The organism is Pseudomonas lactucae, assembly GCF_036688725.1.
GTDB classification, from domain to species: Bacteria; Pseudomonadota; Gammaproteobacteria; order Pseudomonadales; family Pseudomonadaceae; genus Aquipseudomonas; species Aquipseudomonas lactucae.
On the sequence record NZ_JAQQPT010000009.1, the window covers coordinates 122,050 to 137,304 of the forward strand.

The 15,255-nt window shown below is 55.6% G+C and carries 12 protein-coding genes; 8 read left to right on the forward strand and 4 right to left on the reverse strand.

Translation table 11 applies throughout. The features are described 5' to 3' along the window. The first annotated feature begins 130 nt into the window (after positions 1–130). The 5 genes from V6M90_RS12480 to V6M90_RS12500 all read left to right on the forward strand — a co-directional run bounded on the left by V6M90_RS12480 (position 131) and on the right by V6M90_RS12500 (position 4,693). Complete coding sequence (locus tag V6M90_RS12480; protein WP_332846589.1) at positions 131–385, forward strand: helix-turn-helix domain-containing protein; 255 nt, start codon at positions 131–133, stop codon at positions 383–385. A gap of 105 nt (positions 386–490) precedes the next feature. After that, positions 491–1,447, forward strand: coding sequence for a TIGR03756 family integrating conjugative element protein (locus V6M90_RS12485; protein WP_332846590.1), 957 nt, complete (start codon positions 491–493; stop codon positions 1,445–1,447). Continuing rightward, the gene (locus tag V6M90_RS12490; protein ID WP_332846591.1) at positions 1,444–2,826 is read left to right on the forward strand and encodes an integrating conjugative element protein; all 1,383 of its coding nucleotides are present in this window, start codon (positions 1,444–1,446) and stop codon (positions 2,824–2,826) included. The genes V6M90_RS12485 and V6M90_RS12490 overlap by 4 nt, the downstream gene beginning before the upstream one ends. Before the next feature lie 3 nt (positions 2,827–2,829). Next, positions 2,830–3,138, forward strand: coding sequence for a hypothetical protein (locus V6M90_RS12495; RefSeq protein ID WP_332846592.1), 309 nt, complete (start codon positions 2,830–2,832; stop codon positions 3,136–3,138). 10 nt (positions 3,139–3,148) lie between these two features. Further along, complete coding sequence (locus V6M90_RS12500; protein WP_332846593.1) at positions 3,149–4,693, forward strand: conjugal transfer protein TraG N-terminal domain-containing protein; 1,545 nt, start codon at positions 3,149–3,151, stop codon at positions 4,691–4,693. A gap of 10 nt (positions 4,694–4,703) precedes the next feature. Here the strand turns inward: V6M90_RS12500 and V6M90_RS12505 are convergent, their stop codons facing one another. Next, positions 4,704–5,087, reverse strand: a complete 384-nt coding sequence (locus tag V6M90_RS12505; protein WP_332846594.1) for a DUF3742 family protein — start codon at positions 5,085–5,087, stop codon at positions 4,704–4,706. 456 nt (positions 5,088–5,543) lie between these two features. Between V6M90_RS12505 and V6M90_RS12510 the strand changes: the two genes are divergently transcribed. Continuing rightward, entirely contained in the window at positions 5,544–5,873 is a 330-nt protein-coding gene (locus tag V6M90_RS12510; protein ID WP_332846595.1) for a hypothetical protein, read from the forward strand. A gap of 131 nt (positions 5,874–6,004) precedes the next feature. After that, a complete protein-coding gene (locus V6M90_RS12515; protein ID WP_332846596.1) occupies positions 6,005–6,964 on the forward strand; it encodes an ArdC family protein in 960 nt (319 codons plus the stop codon). 131 nt (positions 6,965–7,095) lie between these two features. Here the strand turns inward: V6M90_RS12515 and V6M90_RS12520 are convergent, their stop codons facing one another. Further along, positions 7,096–7,293 (reverse strand): DUF7740 domain-containing protein, encoded by a 198-nt coding sequence (locus V6M90_RS12520; RefSeq protein ID WP_332846597.1) that lies wholly within the window; start codon positions 7,291–7,293, stop codon positions 7,096–7,098. Positions 7,294–7,515: 222 nt separating this feature from the next. Here V6M90_RS12520 and mobH point away from each other — a divergent pair, with 222 nt between their 5' ends. Continuing rightward, the gene (gene mobH / locus V6M90_RS12525) at positions 7,516–9,240 is read left to right on the forward strand and encodes a MobH family relaxase (protein ID WP_332846598.1); all 1,725 of its coding nucleotides are present in this window, start codon (positions 7,516–7,518) and stop codon (positions 9,238–9,240) included. Between the two features lie 111 nt (positions 9,241–9,351). On the opposite strand, the gene V6M90_RS12530 is transcribed toward mobH, so the two are convergent. Both V6M90_RS12530 and avs1c read right to left on the reverse strand, forming a co-directional pair. After that, complete coding sequence (locus tag V6M90_RS12530) at positions 9,352–14,709, reverse strand: ATP-binding protein (protein WP_332846599.1); 5,358 nt, start codon at positions 14,707–14,709, stop codon at positions 9,352–9,354. Positions 14,710–15,001: 292 nt separating this feature from the next. Then, positions 15,002–15,244, reverse strand: coding sequence for an AVAST type 1 anti-phage system protein Avs1c (gene avs1c / locus V6M90_RS30170; RefSeq protein WP_408637304.1), 243 nt, complete (start codon positions 15,242–15,244; stop codon positions 15,002–15,004). Positions 15,245–15,255 lie beyond the last annotated feature (11 nt).

The window sequence follows — 15,255 nt, forward strand, 5'->3', positions numbered from 1 at the left end:
AGACGCAAAGTCCAGCTTCGAAAACATTTAGGCTCTAGGTAACAGCCATAAGCATTCAAATGGCATAGATCAGCGCTAATGCAGACTATATCCCGTGGATTGAGAGTCCCTCAAGGCGCAATTTGCGCGCATGACTCACGACTACGAACAGCTGCGTCTGCAACTGGCGGAAAACATCCGCTTGATGCGACGCGTGAAAAACCTTTCCCAAGAGCAGCTCGCGCTCATGGCCGAGGTCGATCGCACCTACGTCAGTCAAATTGAACGATGCACGGGCAATCCGTCGTTGTTAGTTCTTTTTAAGCTCGCGAGCGTTTTCGAAATTACCGCAGATCAGTTACTTGTGGAACCCGAGGTACTGCGTAGCGCCCTTCACGTCAAATAATAGTCTTACGTATCACAAAGCCGATAGATTGGCCTTCATAATTTCCGCTGACAATCTCCAGTCCCTCACCGATTCTGCCCAGGCCATACATATTGAGCCTGGATTATGACTGCCGTCTATTCGTCAATATCGCCCACAAGGCTACGCCCTTTGGCGCTGAGCATCCTGCTGGCATGCGGCCCAAGCGTGGCGCTGGACACCGGAAGCATCACTTCCTCCGTGCTTTCGCCAGACTGTGTCGAATACAGGGTCGTCGGCATTTGTTTCTGGCTGCTCTGCACGCCATTCGGCTGCACAATCAAAACCTCGACCAAGGTTCGTCATTTCATTCCTGAACTGGTGGTCTCAAGCTACACCACCACGGGCAATAACCCATGGACCGAGATGGCCACCCTCTCCTCTCCCATCAGCGGTTCGGAAGGTGGCGGCAACCTGATCACCCCGAACACCCACCGCGACAACCTGACCCGCTTCAAGAACGTCGATGGCATCGGCCACCCCGGCGGCTGGATCGCAACGCAACTGGCTTCGCAATCCGGCTATGCCTGCGCCAGCGGTGCAACAGCATTCATACCTTACTACCTGAGTACCCTGGACTCACTGGCTTGGCGCCATGGCATCCCGGAAAATTTCTACCCAGAGTCACTTGTGCCCGGAGTCCGCGAAGTCGGTAGTCAAGTTTTAGGAAACATGTGGGGCAACGTTTATCCCAGGCAGGGTTTTCTGGTACAGCCCGACGATTTCAAGGCAGCCGCAGTCATGGCGCAACGGGCAGGTGATGTGGTTACCCGAAACTGGCAGCCGCATGTGTATTTACCACTCACACCAGCCAGACACGACGGCTACTGGCCGCCTGGCCCGATCGTCGAAAACGACGCTTCGACCCACAAATGGCAATTGCTCTCCCCCCAAATTCAGCCCACGTGCGCCATTTTCCCCAGCAATCCAGTCCAGAGCGCGGATGGCGGCTACGCCTGGTCGCTGTGGCGTCCCTATAGCTGCTGTAAGCGTGAGGGGCAGACCTTCCTGTTCAGCATCGACTTCGAAGGCGGTGCTTCATGAGTCGGCTTCTTGCAGGACCATGGTTGGGCCCGAGGAGTTTGTTGCTCTGCGGACTGCTCGCCGTGACCACGTATGCCCACGCCGCCGAGGACGGTTACCGTCTAGGCACTCAAGGTGAAGTGCTCGACGACCGGGTGATGTACACCATCGGTGGCGGCTCGGCAGCGGGCTCGCCGAGTTCGCTCTATCGCCCCAACGGTCTCGGTGTCGGCGGATCCTGGCAGGCGAACATGATGTGCGGAAACATGAGCCTCACCAACACCTTGCAAAACCAGTTGAACGGCGTCACCGAAGGTTTCCAGCAGATCATGGGCAGTGTTGTGCAGAACGCGACCCAAGCCGTGATGTCGCTGCCGGCATTGATCATCCAGCGCGCCAATCCTGGTCTCTACGAGTTGTTGAGTAACGGGGTGCTGCAAGGCCGCATTGACTTCGATCGCTCCAAGCTGACCTGCCAGGCCATGGCCGAGAAAATGGCGGACAAGGTCGGCCAAGCCGGCTGGGGCGCACTGGCCAAGAACCAGGAGATGCAGGGCAACTTGGAGCAAACCGGCGGAGATGCGATGGCCGCTGTGAAAAACACCGAGTCCCGTAACGGCAATAATGGGGTGTCTTGGGTCGGAGGGCAGAAGGCTGGAGGTAGCGGACAAACACCCATCCGGGCAACCTCCGATGTGGTGCGCGCGGGCTACAACCTGCTGCATAGTCGGTCGGTGGATGACAGCGCCTCGATCAGTAGCAGTGATTGCCTGGGCGGCGCTATTTGCCAAGCGTGGACCTCACCCCAAGAGGAATCCGAATGGGCTGTTCGAGTGTTGGGTGAGACCGAAGTCGCGACCTGCGACACCTGCGAAACCCTTCGTGCTACAGCCGGCAGTGGGTTGACACCGCTGATCCAAGAGGCCTATAGCGAACGCCTCCAGGCTCTGCAAGGGTTGCTTTCGGGTTCACTACCGCCTACCCCAGACAACCTGGCTAAAGCCTCCAGCCCGATGCTGCCGGTGACCCGTGGTGTGATCGAAGCCCTGCGCGACGATCCTGATCAGGAACTCCTGGCGCGGCGCCTGGCCAGTGAGACGGCTCTATCCAGCGTGCTCGACAAAGCGCTCCTGCTATTGCGCACGCTGCTGGCAAGCAGCCACGAACCTAACATCGCTTCCGCCGAACCGGCCCAAACGGCCTTGACGAAAAACATCGACACGCTGGAACGCGAAATCCGCCTGCTGCAGACCGAACTGCAGGTTCGGCAGATGCTGGCCACCAACACCGCCAGCCTGGTGCTCGATCGGCATGCCGGAGGCGCCGATGCTTCGCGTACCGTCGAGCAAGGCGACCCTGAGCCGGGCCGACTCAATGATGCTGACGCCAGGCGTAAGTGAGCCATGAAACGCTCACCGCTATTCACTCTGCTTTTAGGTCTGGGGATTGCCGCGCTGATGATCCTGACCGCCGCACTGGTGGCCTGGATCGGCCGTACTGCGCTGGGTAGTTTCGAGGCATGGCAGCAGGCAATCGAATCCGTACGACCTTATCTGCGGTGGTGGCGCGCCCTGCTCTACGGCGCCCTCTTTGCGCTCTGGTGGGATCTGCTTCGGCGCTACCGACATCGACCCCAGGGTCGACTGCGCGTGAACCGCATCGGGACATTAGGGCTCTTGCTCTTTACCTGCGTCGAGCTCACTCGGTTGTGAGGTCACTACCATGCTCATGAGCACCAACAGCTACCTGGAGTTTTACCTCTCGCTGCTGGCCTGGATCATCAACAACGGTATCTGGAACGTCCTGTCCGATACTGGCCTGTTCGCCGCCCCCTTTGGTGCAATCATCTTGCTAGAATGGTTGTCGGCCCGTCAGCAAGGCGCGGATGAAGGCAACAAAGGATTGCTCTCGGTACCTCGAATCGAGAACCGGCTTTGGCTGGCCTACATTGTCGTATTGTTCGGCTGTGCGCCGGTCTTTCCGTTGAGCCTCTCGTCAATGACGTTCGATGATGCGGCGAGTCAGCGCTGCGGCGTGAGTGTGGCCAAACCAGCAGAAACCGCCTGGGGGACGACCTTCAATACCATTGGCGAACGCTCTGCCAATGTGCCGATCTGGTGGTTTCTGGTGCATGCCTTGAGCAAAGGCGTGACCGCGGCGGCCACCGCCTCCATCCCTTGCGCAGCGGATATCCGGCAGATGCGCATGGAGATCGACAGTTCGCGCATCGATAGCCAGGTACTGCTGCAGGAAGTCGCCGACTTCACACGCGACTGCTATGGCTATTCCCGTTCTCGACTGTTCACCAACCGCCCGCAGTTGGACAAGGCACAAAGTCACGACGCAGCGTGGATTGGTTCAAGCTATTTTCTCGACACGCCCGGCTACTACGACACCGATCGCTCCCGTACACCGCGAGTCAGTTGGCCGTATGACGAAAGCCGCGATGTTTCCTTGCCGCGGCTGGAGAATGGCGCGGGCTACCCCACTTGCAAGCAGTGGTGGAGCGACAGCGGTGTTGGCTTGCGCGAGCGGTTGATCCAGCAGGTCGATCCCTCGCTACTGACTCAGTTGAAAGGTTGGTTGACTGGTCGTTCGAGCAACGAGATCGAGGACGCCACCCTGCGAGAGCTGGTCAGCCCGCGCCAGCAATCGATGTCCATGTCGCCCGGACAGGTGTACCAGGACTATGGCTCCAGCGCCCGAGGCGGCTCGATCAATCAGGGGCTCAATAACCTGGCCACCAATACCGGGCTGGCACTGGGTTCCTTCAGCAACTTCCCGGCGATGAATGCGCTACGAGCCGCTCTGCCGATGGTGCAGGCTTTTCTGATCATGGGCGTCATCATCAGCTTGCCACTGATTCTGCTGGTCAGTACCTACCAGTTGAAGACCGTCATGACGGTGACGTTCGCGCTGTTCACCCTACACATGCTGAGCTTCTGGTGGGAGTTAGCACGCTGGGTCGACTCCAGCATGCTCGATACCCTGTACAACCAGGTTTCGGCTTCCAATCAGGTGCTGTTGTCGCTGCCCACATCCGGGTTTATGGATGGGACTGTCACCGCGCAGGTGATCGAGTATGTGATGGGGGCAATGTTCATCGTGCTGCCGATGGTTTTTCTAGCCACCATGAGTTGGGCCGGATATAGCGTAGGTTCCATAGCAGAAGGCATGTTAGGGAAAGGGACTCTCAGTGCACAAAATGCGGGTTCGAAAGGTACTGACGCTCTGATCTCTGCAGGTACTTCAATCAGAAAAAGCTAACGACAACCCGCTAATGCTCTTCTAGATCAGGCTGTCCCGGTGCACGATTGAGTTCGTACTCGCCATAAGGATCGCCGAATGCCTGAGCACCGTAAAAGTCCTTTGAGTCGTTGAGTCGGCGATGGGCGATTACCCAATACAAAACCATTAGAGTCATCAATGACAGGAGCGCCCAAAAACCTACAAAAAGCAGTCCTCCGATCAATGCCAGCTTGGCAATCAGAAAGCTCCCGCGAACAAGTAATTTACCCGCGGGCAATCCCGCCGTCACCGCACGCTCAGCCACGCGGGACTCAAACGCTTTCAAATTGCGATACCCGCGCTTTATCGACATGCCACAGGTATATGCCCAGCGGTGGGCACGTGAATTCTGAACAGGGTTCTGAGTCGGCATGTTCTCGCCCTCTTCTGAGCGTTTTCATGATTGAGACAGGAGTAACAGCCTACTACTGAAAACTGTCCGTGCCTGACCGTTTATCAGCTTGCCAAGCCAAAAAAACTTCACTGGAAGACAGAAGACGAACATCGTGACACAGGGTCTCTTCGGAGGTTGACCCGTATAAATCGCTCCGCTAAATACAAGGTACGGATCGCTGTTATCGACAGCACCCTACCCAGGCAGCCAGAACCTTCAAGGCTACGTCACTTCGGTGATGGTTCTTCCCCAAGTGCGATCAGCGTTCGGTAGCTCGCACGGTGACCGTTTCTACGGTGATGAACGCCTACTGCTCTCCTGAGTGCCTTTCGAGTTCGGCTCGCCAGGCAAATCCTCTTGTTTTTCTTCAACCCACTGCGGGGAAATCTTTCCCGCACGGGACAGGTTTCTTCGCGTTTTCAACGGAGACATACCATGCCCGACTCACTTACACCGGAAATACTGAACACCCTTCGGTTACCCATCGTGTTCACACCTGGCGCGTGGCAACGTGCTGTACTGCTCGAGCAATCCGATCATGCTGAGAAGCTGCAGGTCGATCGGTTGAGCCACGTATTGCGCGCAGCCTTCGAAGCCCACCTGGCCTATCCACACAAGCCTTACGTGCTGTTCGAGGTAATGCATATTGAAACAGCCGATCACTTAGACCACGAGCCGTTGCTCCAATTGAGTCTGAGCCTACTCCAAGAGCCGGGTCAGCCTAGCGCCTTGCTGATAGCGCTTGCAGGAGAACACCAGCGCTAAGCGCAATTAGCGGTGTTCAACTCCATACTCGGACGGCATGCAAGACCTGCATCAATCCAGCACATCACCCAACCGGGGAACCCTCCCCGACGGGCACGGCGTTCCTCCGTTTTTCTCTCGAGGAAATTGCCATGCGTGATATCTACCAAGACGTAACTGACAAGATCGTTACTGCGTTAGACCAAAGCGTTGCACCCTGGATCAAACCCTGGTCCTCAAGTGGCTCCGCTCACATCGGTCATCAACCCTACCCCGTCAACGCAATCACGCGACGTCCGTATTCGGGCATCAATTTACCGCTGCTCTGGGCCGAGGCCAGGTTGCAGGGGTTCACTCAAGATCGTTGGCTGACTTTCAATCAAGCCAAAAAAGCTGGCGGGCACATTCGTAAGGGTGAGCACAGCACTCTGGCGGTGCTCTACAAGCCTATGGAGCGGGAGGAACAGACCGAGTCAGGCCAACCCGTACTCGATGAAAACGGTCAACCTAAGATCGCTCACTTCGGCATTCTCAGGACGCATTTTCTGTTCAACATCCAGCAAACGGAGGGGCTGGAAATGCTCGATGACACCTTGCTCGAGACAGAACAGAGTGATCCCTTCCAGCCCAACAGAGCTGCGGAAGATCTGCTGTTAAGTTCAGGTGCACGCGTCGTTCATCGGCCTGCCGACGAAGCCTTTTACCACCCTATCAGGGATCTCATCCAACTGCCGACAAAAGCACAATTTCACGATGAAGGCGGTTACTACGCCACTGCACTTCATGAGCTGACGCACTGGACCGGGCATCCCACTCGGTTGCAGCGCGAAGGCGTGACCTCTGCCTGCCCGTTCGGCTCGCCAGGCTACGCGTTTGAGGAGTTGATCGCAGAGATGGGCGCTGCTTTTTTATGTGCCTACGCCGGTATACAGGGGGAGCTGCGGCACGAGGGCTACATCGACTCCTGGCTCGGCCTGCTCAAAGCTGACAAACGCGCGATCTTTCGCGCCAGTGGTCAGGCGCGAAGCGCCTCGGAGTTTGTACTCAACCTGGAGCAGCAACGGAAGCGGACGGTAATGGATGACTCACGATGCACGAACGATGGAGTTTGATCATTACCTCACCGCTGCAATCGCATCAAAGGGCCCAACGCAAGTTGTGCCCTTTTTTTCTGCGCCCAGAAACCCCCATGCCGCTGGGCTCTAATTCAAAGAGTCAGGGATGGGCACATCCCCGCAGCCCGTCATTCCTCATCCAAGTTCTGCGCCAGAAAATCCACCAGTTCGAGCGGGCTTCGGCTATCGATCACCTTGTAGATTAGATCGCGTTTACTGCGCGGCAACTTCTTGACCACGCTCTTCGCCGAGGCCCTGACGGCTTCGTCTGTCCTATGGATACGTGCCGCGAGCAGCAGCACGAGCGTGGCGTCAGTGAGGTTCATGGCAAGACCCAAAAAATATGCACCGCAGTGTACCGACTCTTTTCTTTTCCGTACTAGCCCCCAACAAAACGATGTCTAGCAAAATCAATATCCCGATTGCCGCATAAAGGGACACGAGCCAAAAGGACGGGTAAGGGTTGGAAGGGAATGGGCACTCAAGGGTAAGAGCGCTATCCGAAAAGGCTAAAAGGCCACTGACCCAGCCACTTCCCGGAGGTCACGATGCTCAGTCTGTTTCGCCACAAAAGGCAGAAGCCCCCTCCGCCACCGACCGTCAACGTCGCCGAAGGTTACCTGTCCATCGAGTCAGCCCATACCCTCTTAGCAGTGGAGCACCGCCGCCAGTTGCTCGATCGCATCTGGCAATACACCGCCCTCTCCCACGTCCAATTCACCCAGCTCTACTTAAATCCGATCCATCGCTACGCCGAACAGGTCCAGCAACTCCCGGCCAGCGAGACGCACCACCATGCGTATCTCGGCGGGATGCTCGACCATGGCCTGGAGCTGGTCGCTTGCAGTTTGAAACTGCGCCAGTCGTATCTGCTTCCCACCGGCGCCGCACCCGAAGACCAGTCCGCCCAGACCGATGCCTGGTCGGCGGGTATTGCTTATGGCGCCCTGCTGCATGACATCGGCAAGATCGCCGTGGACCTGGTGGTCGAACGTCAGGATGGCCGTCTTTGGCATCCTTGGCAGGGTTCCCTGGATCAACCCTACCGTTTTCGCTACCTCAAAGACCGCGACTATCACCTGCACGGCGCCGCCGCAGGCTTGCTCTACACCCAGATTCTCGACCGCACGATCCTGGACTGGCTCAGTGGCTTTCCGCCGCTATGGGCCAGTCTGCTGTATGTCCTGGCCGGTCAGTACGAACGTGCTGGCGTGCTCGGTGAGTTGGTGATGCAGGCCGACCGTGTCTCCACCGCGCAAAACATCGGTGGCAACCCAAGCAAGGCGCTGCAGGCTCCGATTCATTCGCTGCAACATCACTTGATCAGCGGACTGCGTCATCTGGTTCAGCACGAGCTGAAACTCAACCAGCCAGGTGCCGCAGGATGGCTGACCCAGGACGCACTCTGGCTCGTCAGCAAGACGGTCACGGACAAGCTGCGAGCCTATCTGCTGTCGCAATCGATTGAGGGCATTCCCACGTCCAACATTGCCGTGTTCGACGAACTGCAGTCGCATGGTCTGGTCGAGTCGACTCCAGAAGGCAAAGCTATCTGGACTGCGCTCGTGGCGCAGGGAAACTGGCAGCAGAGATTTACCTTTCTGCGCCTTCAACCGGCGTTGATTTGGGGGAGCGAAATTCGGCCTGAGGCCTTCAGCGGAACGGTGGGCGTTATAGCTGATGACCACTCGAATGACACTTCGGCATCACCACCGGCGCCGAAGATTGTCAGTACAGGATCGCGTCAGAGCTCTTCGCCGAGAGATCCCATGCCGATGGAAGATACCGACTACCTCGGAACTCTGCTCAATATCTTCGAGTTGGAGGAGCCAGAGGACAGTGACTCGCCGTCAGAAAGCCCGCCCAAAACCTCCCCCCTCCCATCGGATGACCCTGGCCAGGCATTCCTAAATTGGGTCAGAGAAGGCATCCAGAATCACAAGCTGATGATCAATGACAGCAAGGCTAAAATCCACACGGTGAGCGGTACTTTGTTTCTAGTAACACCAGGGCTTTTCCAACGTTATGCCCAGGAGTTTCCGGGCATCTCAATGGGGGCAGACTCCCAAGGTGAAGAATGGCGTTGGGTGCAGAAGCAGTTCGAAAAACTGAAGATCCACAAGAAGCGTGACAACGGCTTAAACATCTGGATATGCAACGTGCAAGGGCCCAGGAAGAAATCGACTTTGAAGGGGTACCTGATTGGGGAGTCGACGTTACTTTTACCATCGATACCACCAAACAACCCTTTCCTCGCGGTTGATGATGGCTAGCGACCTAGCATCGATAGCCCAGGTCCGACTGGTTTCTTGGGTATTGCTTTGGCAAGAAAACGTCCAAGATCCCTCTGTTTTTTGCCACCTACAATTCAGACTGCCGATCTTTCAGTCCATGACCTGCACTTCTCGGAACGTTTCGCTCTGCTCCAAAGCCGCGCTTCGGCGATCACCAAGATCAATCAAGGTATCAAGTATGCGGAGCAATCCTTCGGCCTGGTCTTGGCGGAGAGGATAATGTTTATCAGCAAGCCGCTGGATCACAGCGGCTATACGAGCCGGCAGAATCGTTCCTGTCCAGCTTCCATGAGCTGCATCGAGATTCTGGAGTGCCGCGCTCACTTGGCGAATGAAATCATCCAGAGGGTAAGCATCTCCCGCCCGCTCGCAAAGTATGAGGAACTTCCCCATAACGTAGGCTGACCAACCGACCGAAGAAACCACTTTGCTTACGAGCGGCATAATAATTCTGATTTCAGCCCAATCGCCATTGGCAAAGCGATGTGCTCCAGGAGCGTTTTCAACCGTAATAAACAGCAATGCCTCGATCAACCGGGGCATAGCATTGCCATAGACCGTACCGTCTCGATTCTTGTGCCCAGCGAAAGCTCTATCTTCAACGAGACGATCGGCACATGCATCCAAAAGCTGCATGACTCCTGTCGGCACAGTAATCGAGTCCAGGACATGATGGATGACCAAGGCGCTAGCTATACGACTCAGCATTGAAAGCGCCTCGTCATCCGAAACCAAAAATGGATCAAGGCACTGCTCGCGTACCCATGAGGCATCCAGCAATACCGCCGACCGTGCAATGAGAGCGCTGAGTGTATGGTGCCAACCGTAGGCTTCAGGGTTGCGTGAGCGATGGCCCACGATCTTAGGGGGCATGAGGCGCGTTGCAGTCCAAGCTACTAATTCACCCAGTGCTGCCTGCCAATGACTACGGTATCCAGTTTCGCCACACCATTTCTCGATCGGGAAAGATGAGAAGATTTTTCCCGCAAAGTCCCAATCGAAGGCCGGGTCAGGATCTCTTAGGCAATCCTCCTCCAGTAGATCATCAGCCCTCACCTGCTCCCAGGCCTGTGGGACTGTCGGCAGAGGGGATGGCGAAGTGTTGTTTAAGGCAGCAACACAATCGGAAAAACTGTTAATCCGATACTTCTGATTTTTCGAGTGGTCATGATTACCGTCGCTTTTATATACAGGGCGCCAGCGTATAGCCAAACGCATCGCTAGCTGAGCGGCGATCCAACTGACGGACAGCTGCTTATCAACCAATAATCCTATAAAACTGAATTGAGCGATGTCATCCAGGGGATGTTGGGTCAGATCCAGCAATAGACGGACAGATTCTTCTTCGGGTTCATCTGTTCCCCGGTTATGGACCAACGCCACGATCAGATGGTTGTAAGGATGCCATGGTACTCGCGACTCGAGATAGGCGTTCGGTTCGCGCATCGTCGATACACGCAGCATCACCTCCCATGCCCAATCAAGCTCGGACGCTGCCCAGCCACTGAAGCGAATTACGCATGCGGCGATCGCCGAAATTGAGCTTTGCACCGCGTGGTCTCCGATATCTCCGCGCGTATCAAACATGTCAGTGTGATCGTGCTGTTTGGCAAATGCGACAGCACTTACTAGATCCCAATCCGGCTGCGGTGCATTTTTTTCCAGCGACCGCTCAGCCCAGCTGAGGACATGCTGTGCTTGTAGAAAGGCGTTGGCTTCGTTAAGTCTGGCTCGCTGATTTGGGGCAAGCGCTATTGGTGATTCATAGGTAACAGTGGTAGTACCTTCCGTACTAGCAATGCGCTTGTAGTTTTCTTGATTGCCGAGACCTGACCACTGTAGCGAGCACTCCAGCAATTGCTCAGTGGTTGCCGCATGTGTACGTGACTCTTCAAACTCGTAGGGCAAGTCTTCCGGAAATGCCGACAGCGCCTCTTTGAAACGCGATCGCAGGTGATCGTCCCCCGTCAGCGCGAAAGATACCGCCAGGTCCCGCACATTAAGCGTTCGACTCTTGCGCTTTTTTAGGAACTGCTTTGCTTGTGCCGCAGCACCTGTTAGACGTGAGTAAAGACCTAATCCAAAAATGTCGATATCTAATGACGGAGCTTCGACCATCCGTTTGATATCATGATGCCAAAGCCTCTGGCAGGTTATTAGAGGCAGCGTTGTTTCTGAAACCTTCAGCGTTTCAAGTGCAATTACAAGTGCCAACCCCAATGATGCATAGCATTCAGACCCTTGGATGATCTCGCGAATGACATCATCTGCGTCATGGCCGCTCTCAATCTGTTGGAAAGCCCAATAACCCTGCGCCAGAAACGCACACTCCAACGGGGCGGCTGCGAGCTGGCCTTGGGACCAGCTGTAAACCCGCCAATCCCCCCAGAACGTCTGCTCTCCCCAAGGGAATTGGAGGGTAAGAGGTAATGGTGTGCCCATCGACTCCGCGTTGATCGCATGCACCTGCCGCCATCCAGTCACAGCTTGATTGGCAAGATCTCGGACCAAAACTTGAGCAAAGCTCGACGCCTTGCTAAACAGGCTTGCGAATGGTTCGTGTAAGGCTGACGGATCAGTGTAGAAACCGTGGTGCCGAGTTATGCCTATATTTTCTAAGTCGGGTCGTTCTCGACCCAACGGGAAAAAGAAATGATCAAGCGCCGATTGTTGCTTTGGTGTGCGCTCAGACTCAGGAATAGCACGCAATGCCTTCCGACGGGCAGCCTGTTGCTCGCACTCCCTCTGCTCCCGGTCGAATCGAGCTTGCGGCAGCTCCTCAAGCATCTCTGCCTTGGCGAGGTCGACGAGCAGGTCAGGTGCAACCGTCGAGATTATGTGTGCATAGGCCATGAGATCTACATAGGTATCGCCGTGTAAACGCTCCTTGTCGATGGCGCGTTGATATAATGATTTGGCAGCCTCTGGAAACGCATGAGCACAACGCAAAATTGAGCGGCGTAATGCCGAAGTGAGGTGTTGAATAGCTTCTCGGCCCAGATCGTCCCACTTGGCGTTATCAGTGTCGGGATCATCCATCGATTCTGAGCATTCAAGCTGCGTGAGCCATTTGCTGCACTGCGCCACGATCCCGCCAGTACGAGCATTGCGGTGATTGGCAAACATGTTCAGCCAGACTTCGAGAAGCTCAACGGCCTTCGGCACCAAGCGTCCAGGCAACGCGTCGGCCATGCCGAGAAGCCAGTCAATCAACCGCCCCCAGCTACGAACATCAGACGGCCAACCAAGCAAGTGGGCTAATCGTATCGAGTCGCTACCTTGGTCGCCGCTACCCTGCTGCAATACAACGGGATTGGGGATCGTATGTTCTGCCTGAAACCAGACCAGCAGCTTTTCAAGCCAGTGAAAGTCGGCATCCGTCATCGCCGACGTGAACTCTGCCCTAGTGGGCGAGGCAAGAAATGCAACAGAGAACGGTGGAGCTGTCACCCAGGCGCGGAGCCATTGAGGCCTCATCGACTTGGCCTCTAGCAAGCGATACTCCTCTGTCCAGCGCTTAGCAGCCCCCAACCTCTGCTGTGCCAACAACCCCACTACGCGCGCCAGTAAAGGTGGTTCCCCGGCTGCCAAGATTGCCTCGTACCACTCGCTGGAAAGGTCGATAAGCAGACGGAAGAATGCCCACTCAAAAAAGATATCGTGAGTAAAGGAACATGAAGCTCCATCGTCGTCTTCACGAACGAGTAGGTCTGCTTTGAGCGTGGCCAATTGGGCTATCGTGGCGTCCTTCAAATTCCGAATACGGATATTTTTGCCCAGCCCGCGCACCCCGGCCTCCGCTAGGTCGATGATTGCTCGACGGCGTAGCTCGGCGCTCTCTGGGGCAGCATCGTGCCCGGCGCGCGCCCACCAAGCCGTGATTAAATCGTTCTCTGTTTGGGGAGCGATACTGTCCGATGTGGTGCCTCTGGCCAACACAGCGGCAAAAAATGGCCTACGTGCAATTTCCTGAATGGCAGGCGACCCGATTAGTAGGGTTCTCAATGCAGGAATGTCCGCCGCGAGTTGAGCGGCCTCGACATCGCTAAAAGGGCTCACAGCGATGTCGCCAATACCAGTCACCTGATAGAAACTGCTGGGGAACCAAGCTCGATAGGGCTCCAGGCCTTGGTCGCGTGACGTAGCCAAAACTCTCCAGTGGCTTAACGACTCATGGCGTTCAATTGTACGCAGCAAGTCTGTGATGACACCCTTCTGGTCCGGCCGAACACGATCGATACCGTCGATGAAAAGAATCGGAGTGCCGGACGCACCTATTTCTGCCAGCAGTTCCTCAGCAGAATGAACTAGGCCTATCCCTGAGGCGAATGCAGACCAGCCACTGCCCTGCAACCTGTCTGATTTCAAGAACAAGATAGGACCGAGTTCCGATGATTTCTTGGCAACCTGCTTCAAAACGGCTGACTTCCCGCACCCTGGCAAACCGGTGATGTTTACCAACCGAAAGGTTGTCAGGTATTCGGCAATACGGTCTTTCAGACCTGTTCGGTCGATATGGCAGCCTCCAATGGTTTCGATAACATCGGCTAGACCTTCGAGAGAGAAGCGTTGGATTAACTGAATATCGTGAAAATAGCTAGGAGCGCAGCGTAGGCGCATAACCCCACATAACTGCTGCAACAAAGTTGGACGAGTCCATTTTTTCCCCTGCCCGGCTCCGTTGCGTGCGATGCGACAGAGGCGGTCGAACAGCAGCTCTTCCGCGCCATGGATATCATTGGCCACCAGACTCTTTAACTGGGTCAATATCGAAGCACGGTTGGAGCCGCCTTCCCACAGCCCGTCCATCCGTTGTGCAATCAGGTGGCGATAGAAATCCGCCTCACCGTCATCAGAGATGGTGCCGGTCAGCGGCCGCAGTTCGTTTCGTAAGTCCCGCTCTGCTTTTGCGGCGCTACCGCCCGACGCAAATCGCCTAGCAAAATCGGAACCATCAACGCTAGCACGAGCCCATTCGATCAGTCGATTAAGAGAGCGCAAAGGGTTCTGAGCTACATGCTCGGTGATAAACCCATAAGCATCACGATCTGGCTTAAAAATGGGCAACTGTCGAGTCGCTGTTGAAGACGACATGACTTGAAGGTAATCACTATTGCTTGCTGCAGCTGAGATTCGCAATGTCCGCTTGAGCTGCAGAGCCATTGTGCGCACGCCCAGGTTGTCCTTTAGCTCAACGATGACGTCATCCATTGGCTGATCGGCTGCTTGCTGTACCGCGACGGAAACTACTACTCCAGACACGCCAGCAGCATGGCCCTCAAGCAGCAATGCGGCAAGGTAATACGCGACCACCAAGTCTTCGTAGGTGAACCCCGTACCGCCAGTGAGCTCAGTAGAGGTGGATTGACTTTCCTTGTCCGCAGCCATTGGTAATAGAGCCCTTGCGATGAAAAACACATATTCACCAGCTTCGCCAATTTCGTCCACTACTCGATAGCAGTCCTCTTAATCTCGCGAATACCTGGGCCCTAATTCCTTAGCACGCCAGCTGGACCACCGCTGCCCGCCCTCACATGATCTCCCTCCGAGTCATCAGCGATTGTTCTCGGACTAACGACGTCAAGAATCAGGATCGCAAAACAATAGCCGACCGAGACCTTTATGTTCCTTCGCTCGCAAGTGCAGCTGTGGTTTCCATAACACTTGCCCTTCCATTTGGTCGAGCCTGTAGAAATCATTGATCATCTGGCGGCGTGAACCCTGAATCTATATCACTCCATTATTCATCGGGTGGCACGAAGCCACGCATGTTATGCATCATGTTTGCATGCAGACGCGCTGATTCGTCAATGCTAAGCAAATCGATCCTACCATTGGGCAAACACCTAACCTTCATTAGGCTATCAGGGCCACGAAGGCCTTTGGCAAAGTGCATGAGCCCCATTCGACACTGTTCCGCCGAATAGCCCATCCGCTCTTCGAATTCGGCCCGTGTGGAGGGTGTTTCGAAAGAATCCATCATGGAAAACACCC

Bases quoted from the DNA above. Each gene is read 5' to 3' on its own strand.
- V6M90_RS12480 (WP_332846589.1), top strand. From the start codon at position 131: ATGACTCACGACTACGAACAGCTGCGTCTGCAACTGGCGGAAAACATC.
- V6M90_RS12485 (WP_332846590.1), top strand. From the start codon at position 491: ATGACTGCCGTCTATTCGTCAATATCGCCCACAAGGCTACGCCCTTTG.
- V6M90_RS12490 (WP_332846591.1), top strand. From the start codon at position 1,444: ATGAGTCGGCTTCTTGCAGGACCATGGTTGGGCCCGAGGAGTTTGTTG.
- V6M90_RS12495 (WP_332846592.1), top strand. From the start codon at position 2,830: ATGAAACGCTCACCGCTATTCACTCTGCTTTTAGGTCTGGGGATTGCC.
- V6M90_RS12500 (WP_332846593.1), top strand. From the start codon at position 3,149: ATGCTCATGAGCACCAACAGCTACCTGGAGTTTTACCTCTCGCTGCTG.
- V6M90_RS12505 (WP_332846594.1), bottom strand. From the start codon at position 5,087: ATGCCGACTCAGAACCCTGTTCAGAATTCACGTGCCCACCGCTGGGCA.
- V6M90_RS12510 (WP_332846595.1), top strand. From the start codon at position 5,544: ATGCCCGACTCACTTACACCGGAAATACTGAACACCCTTCGGTTACCC.
- V6M90_RS12515 (WP_332846596.1), top strand. From the start codon at position 6,005: ATGCGTGATATCTACCAAGACGTAACTGACAAGATCGTTACTGCGTTA.
- V6M90_RS12520 (WP_332846597.1), bottom strand. From the start codon at position 7,293: ATGAACCTCACTGACGCCACGCTCGTGCTGCTGCTCGCGGCACGTATC.
- mobH (WP_332846598.1), top strand. From the start codon at position 7,516: ATGCTCAGTCTGTTTCGCCACAAAAGGCAGAAGCCCCCTCCGCCACCG.
- avs1c (WP_408637304.1), bottom strand. From the start codon at position 15,244: ATGATGGATTCTTTCGAAACACCCTCCACACGGGCCGAATTCGAAGAG.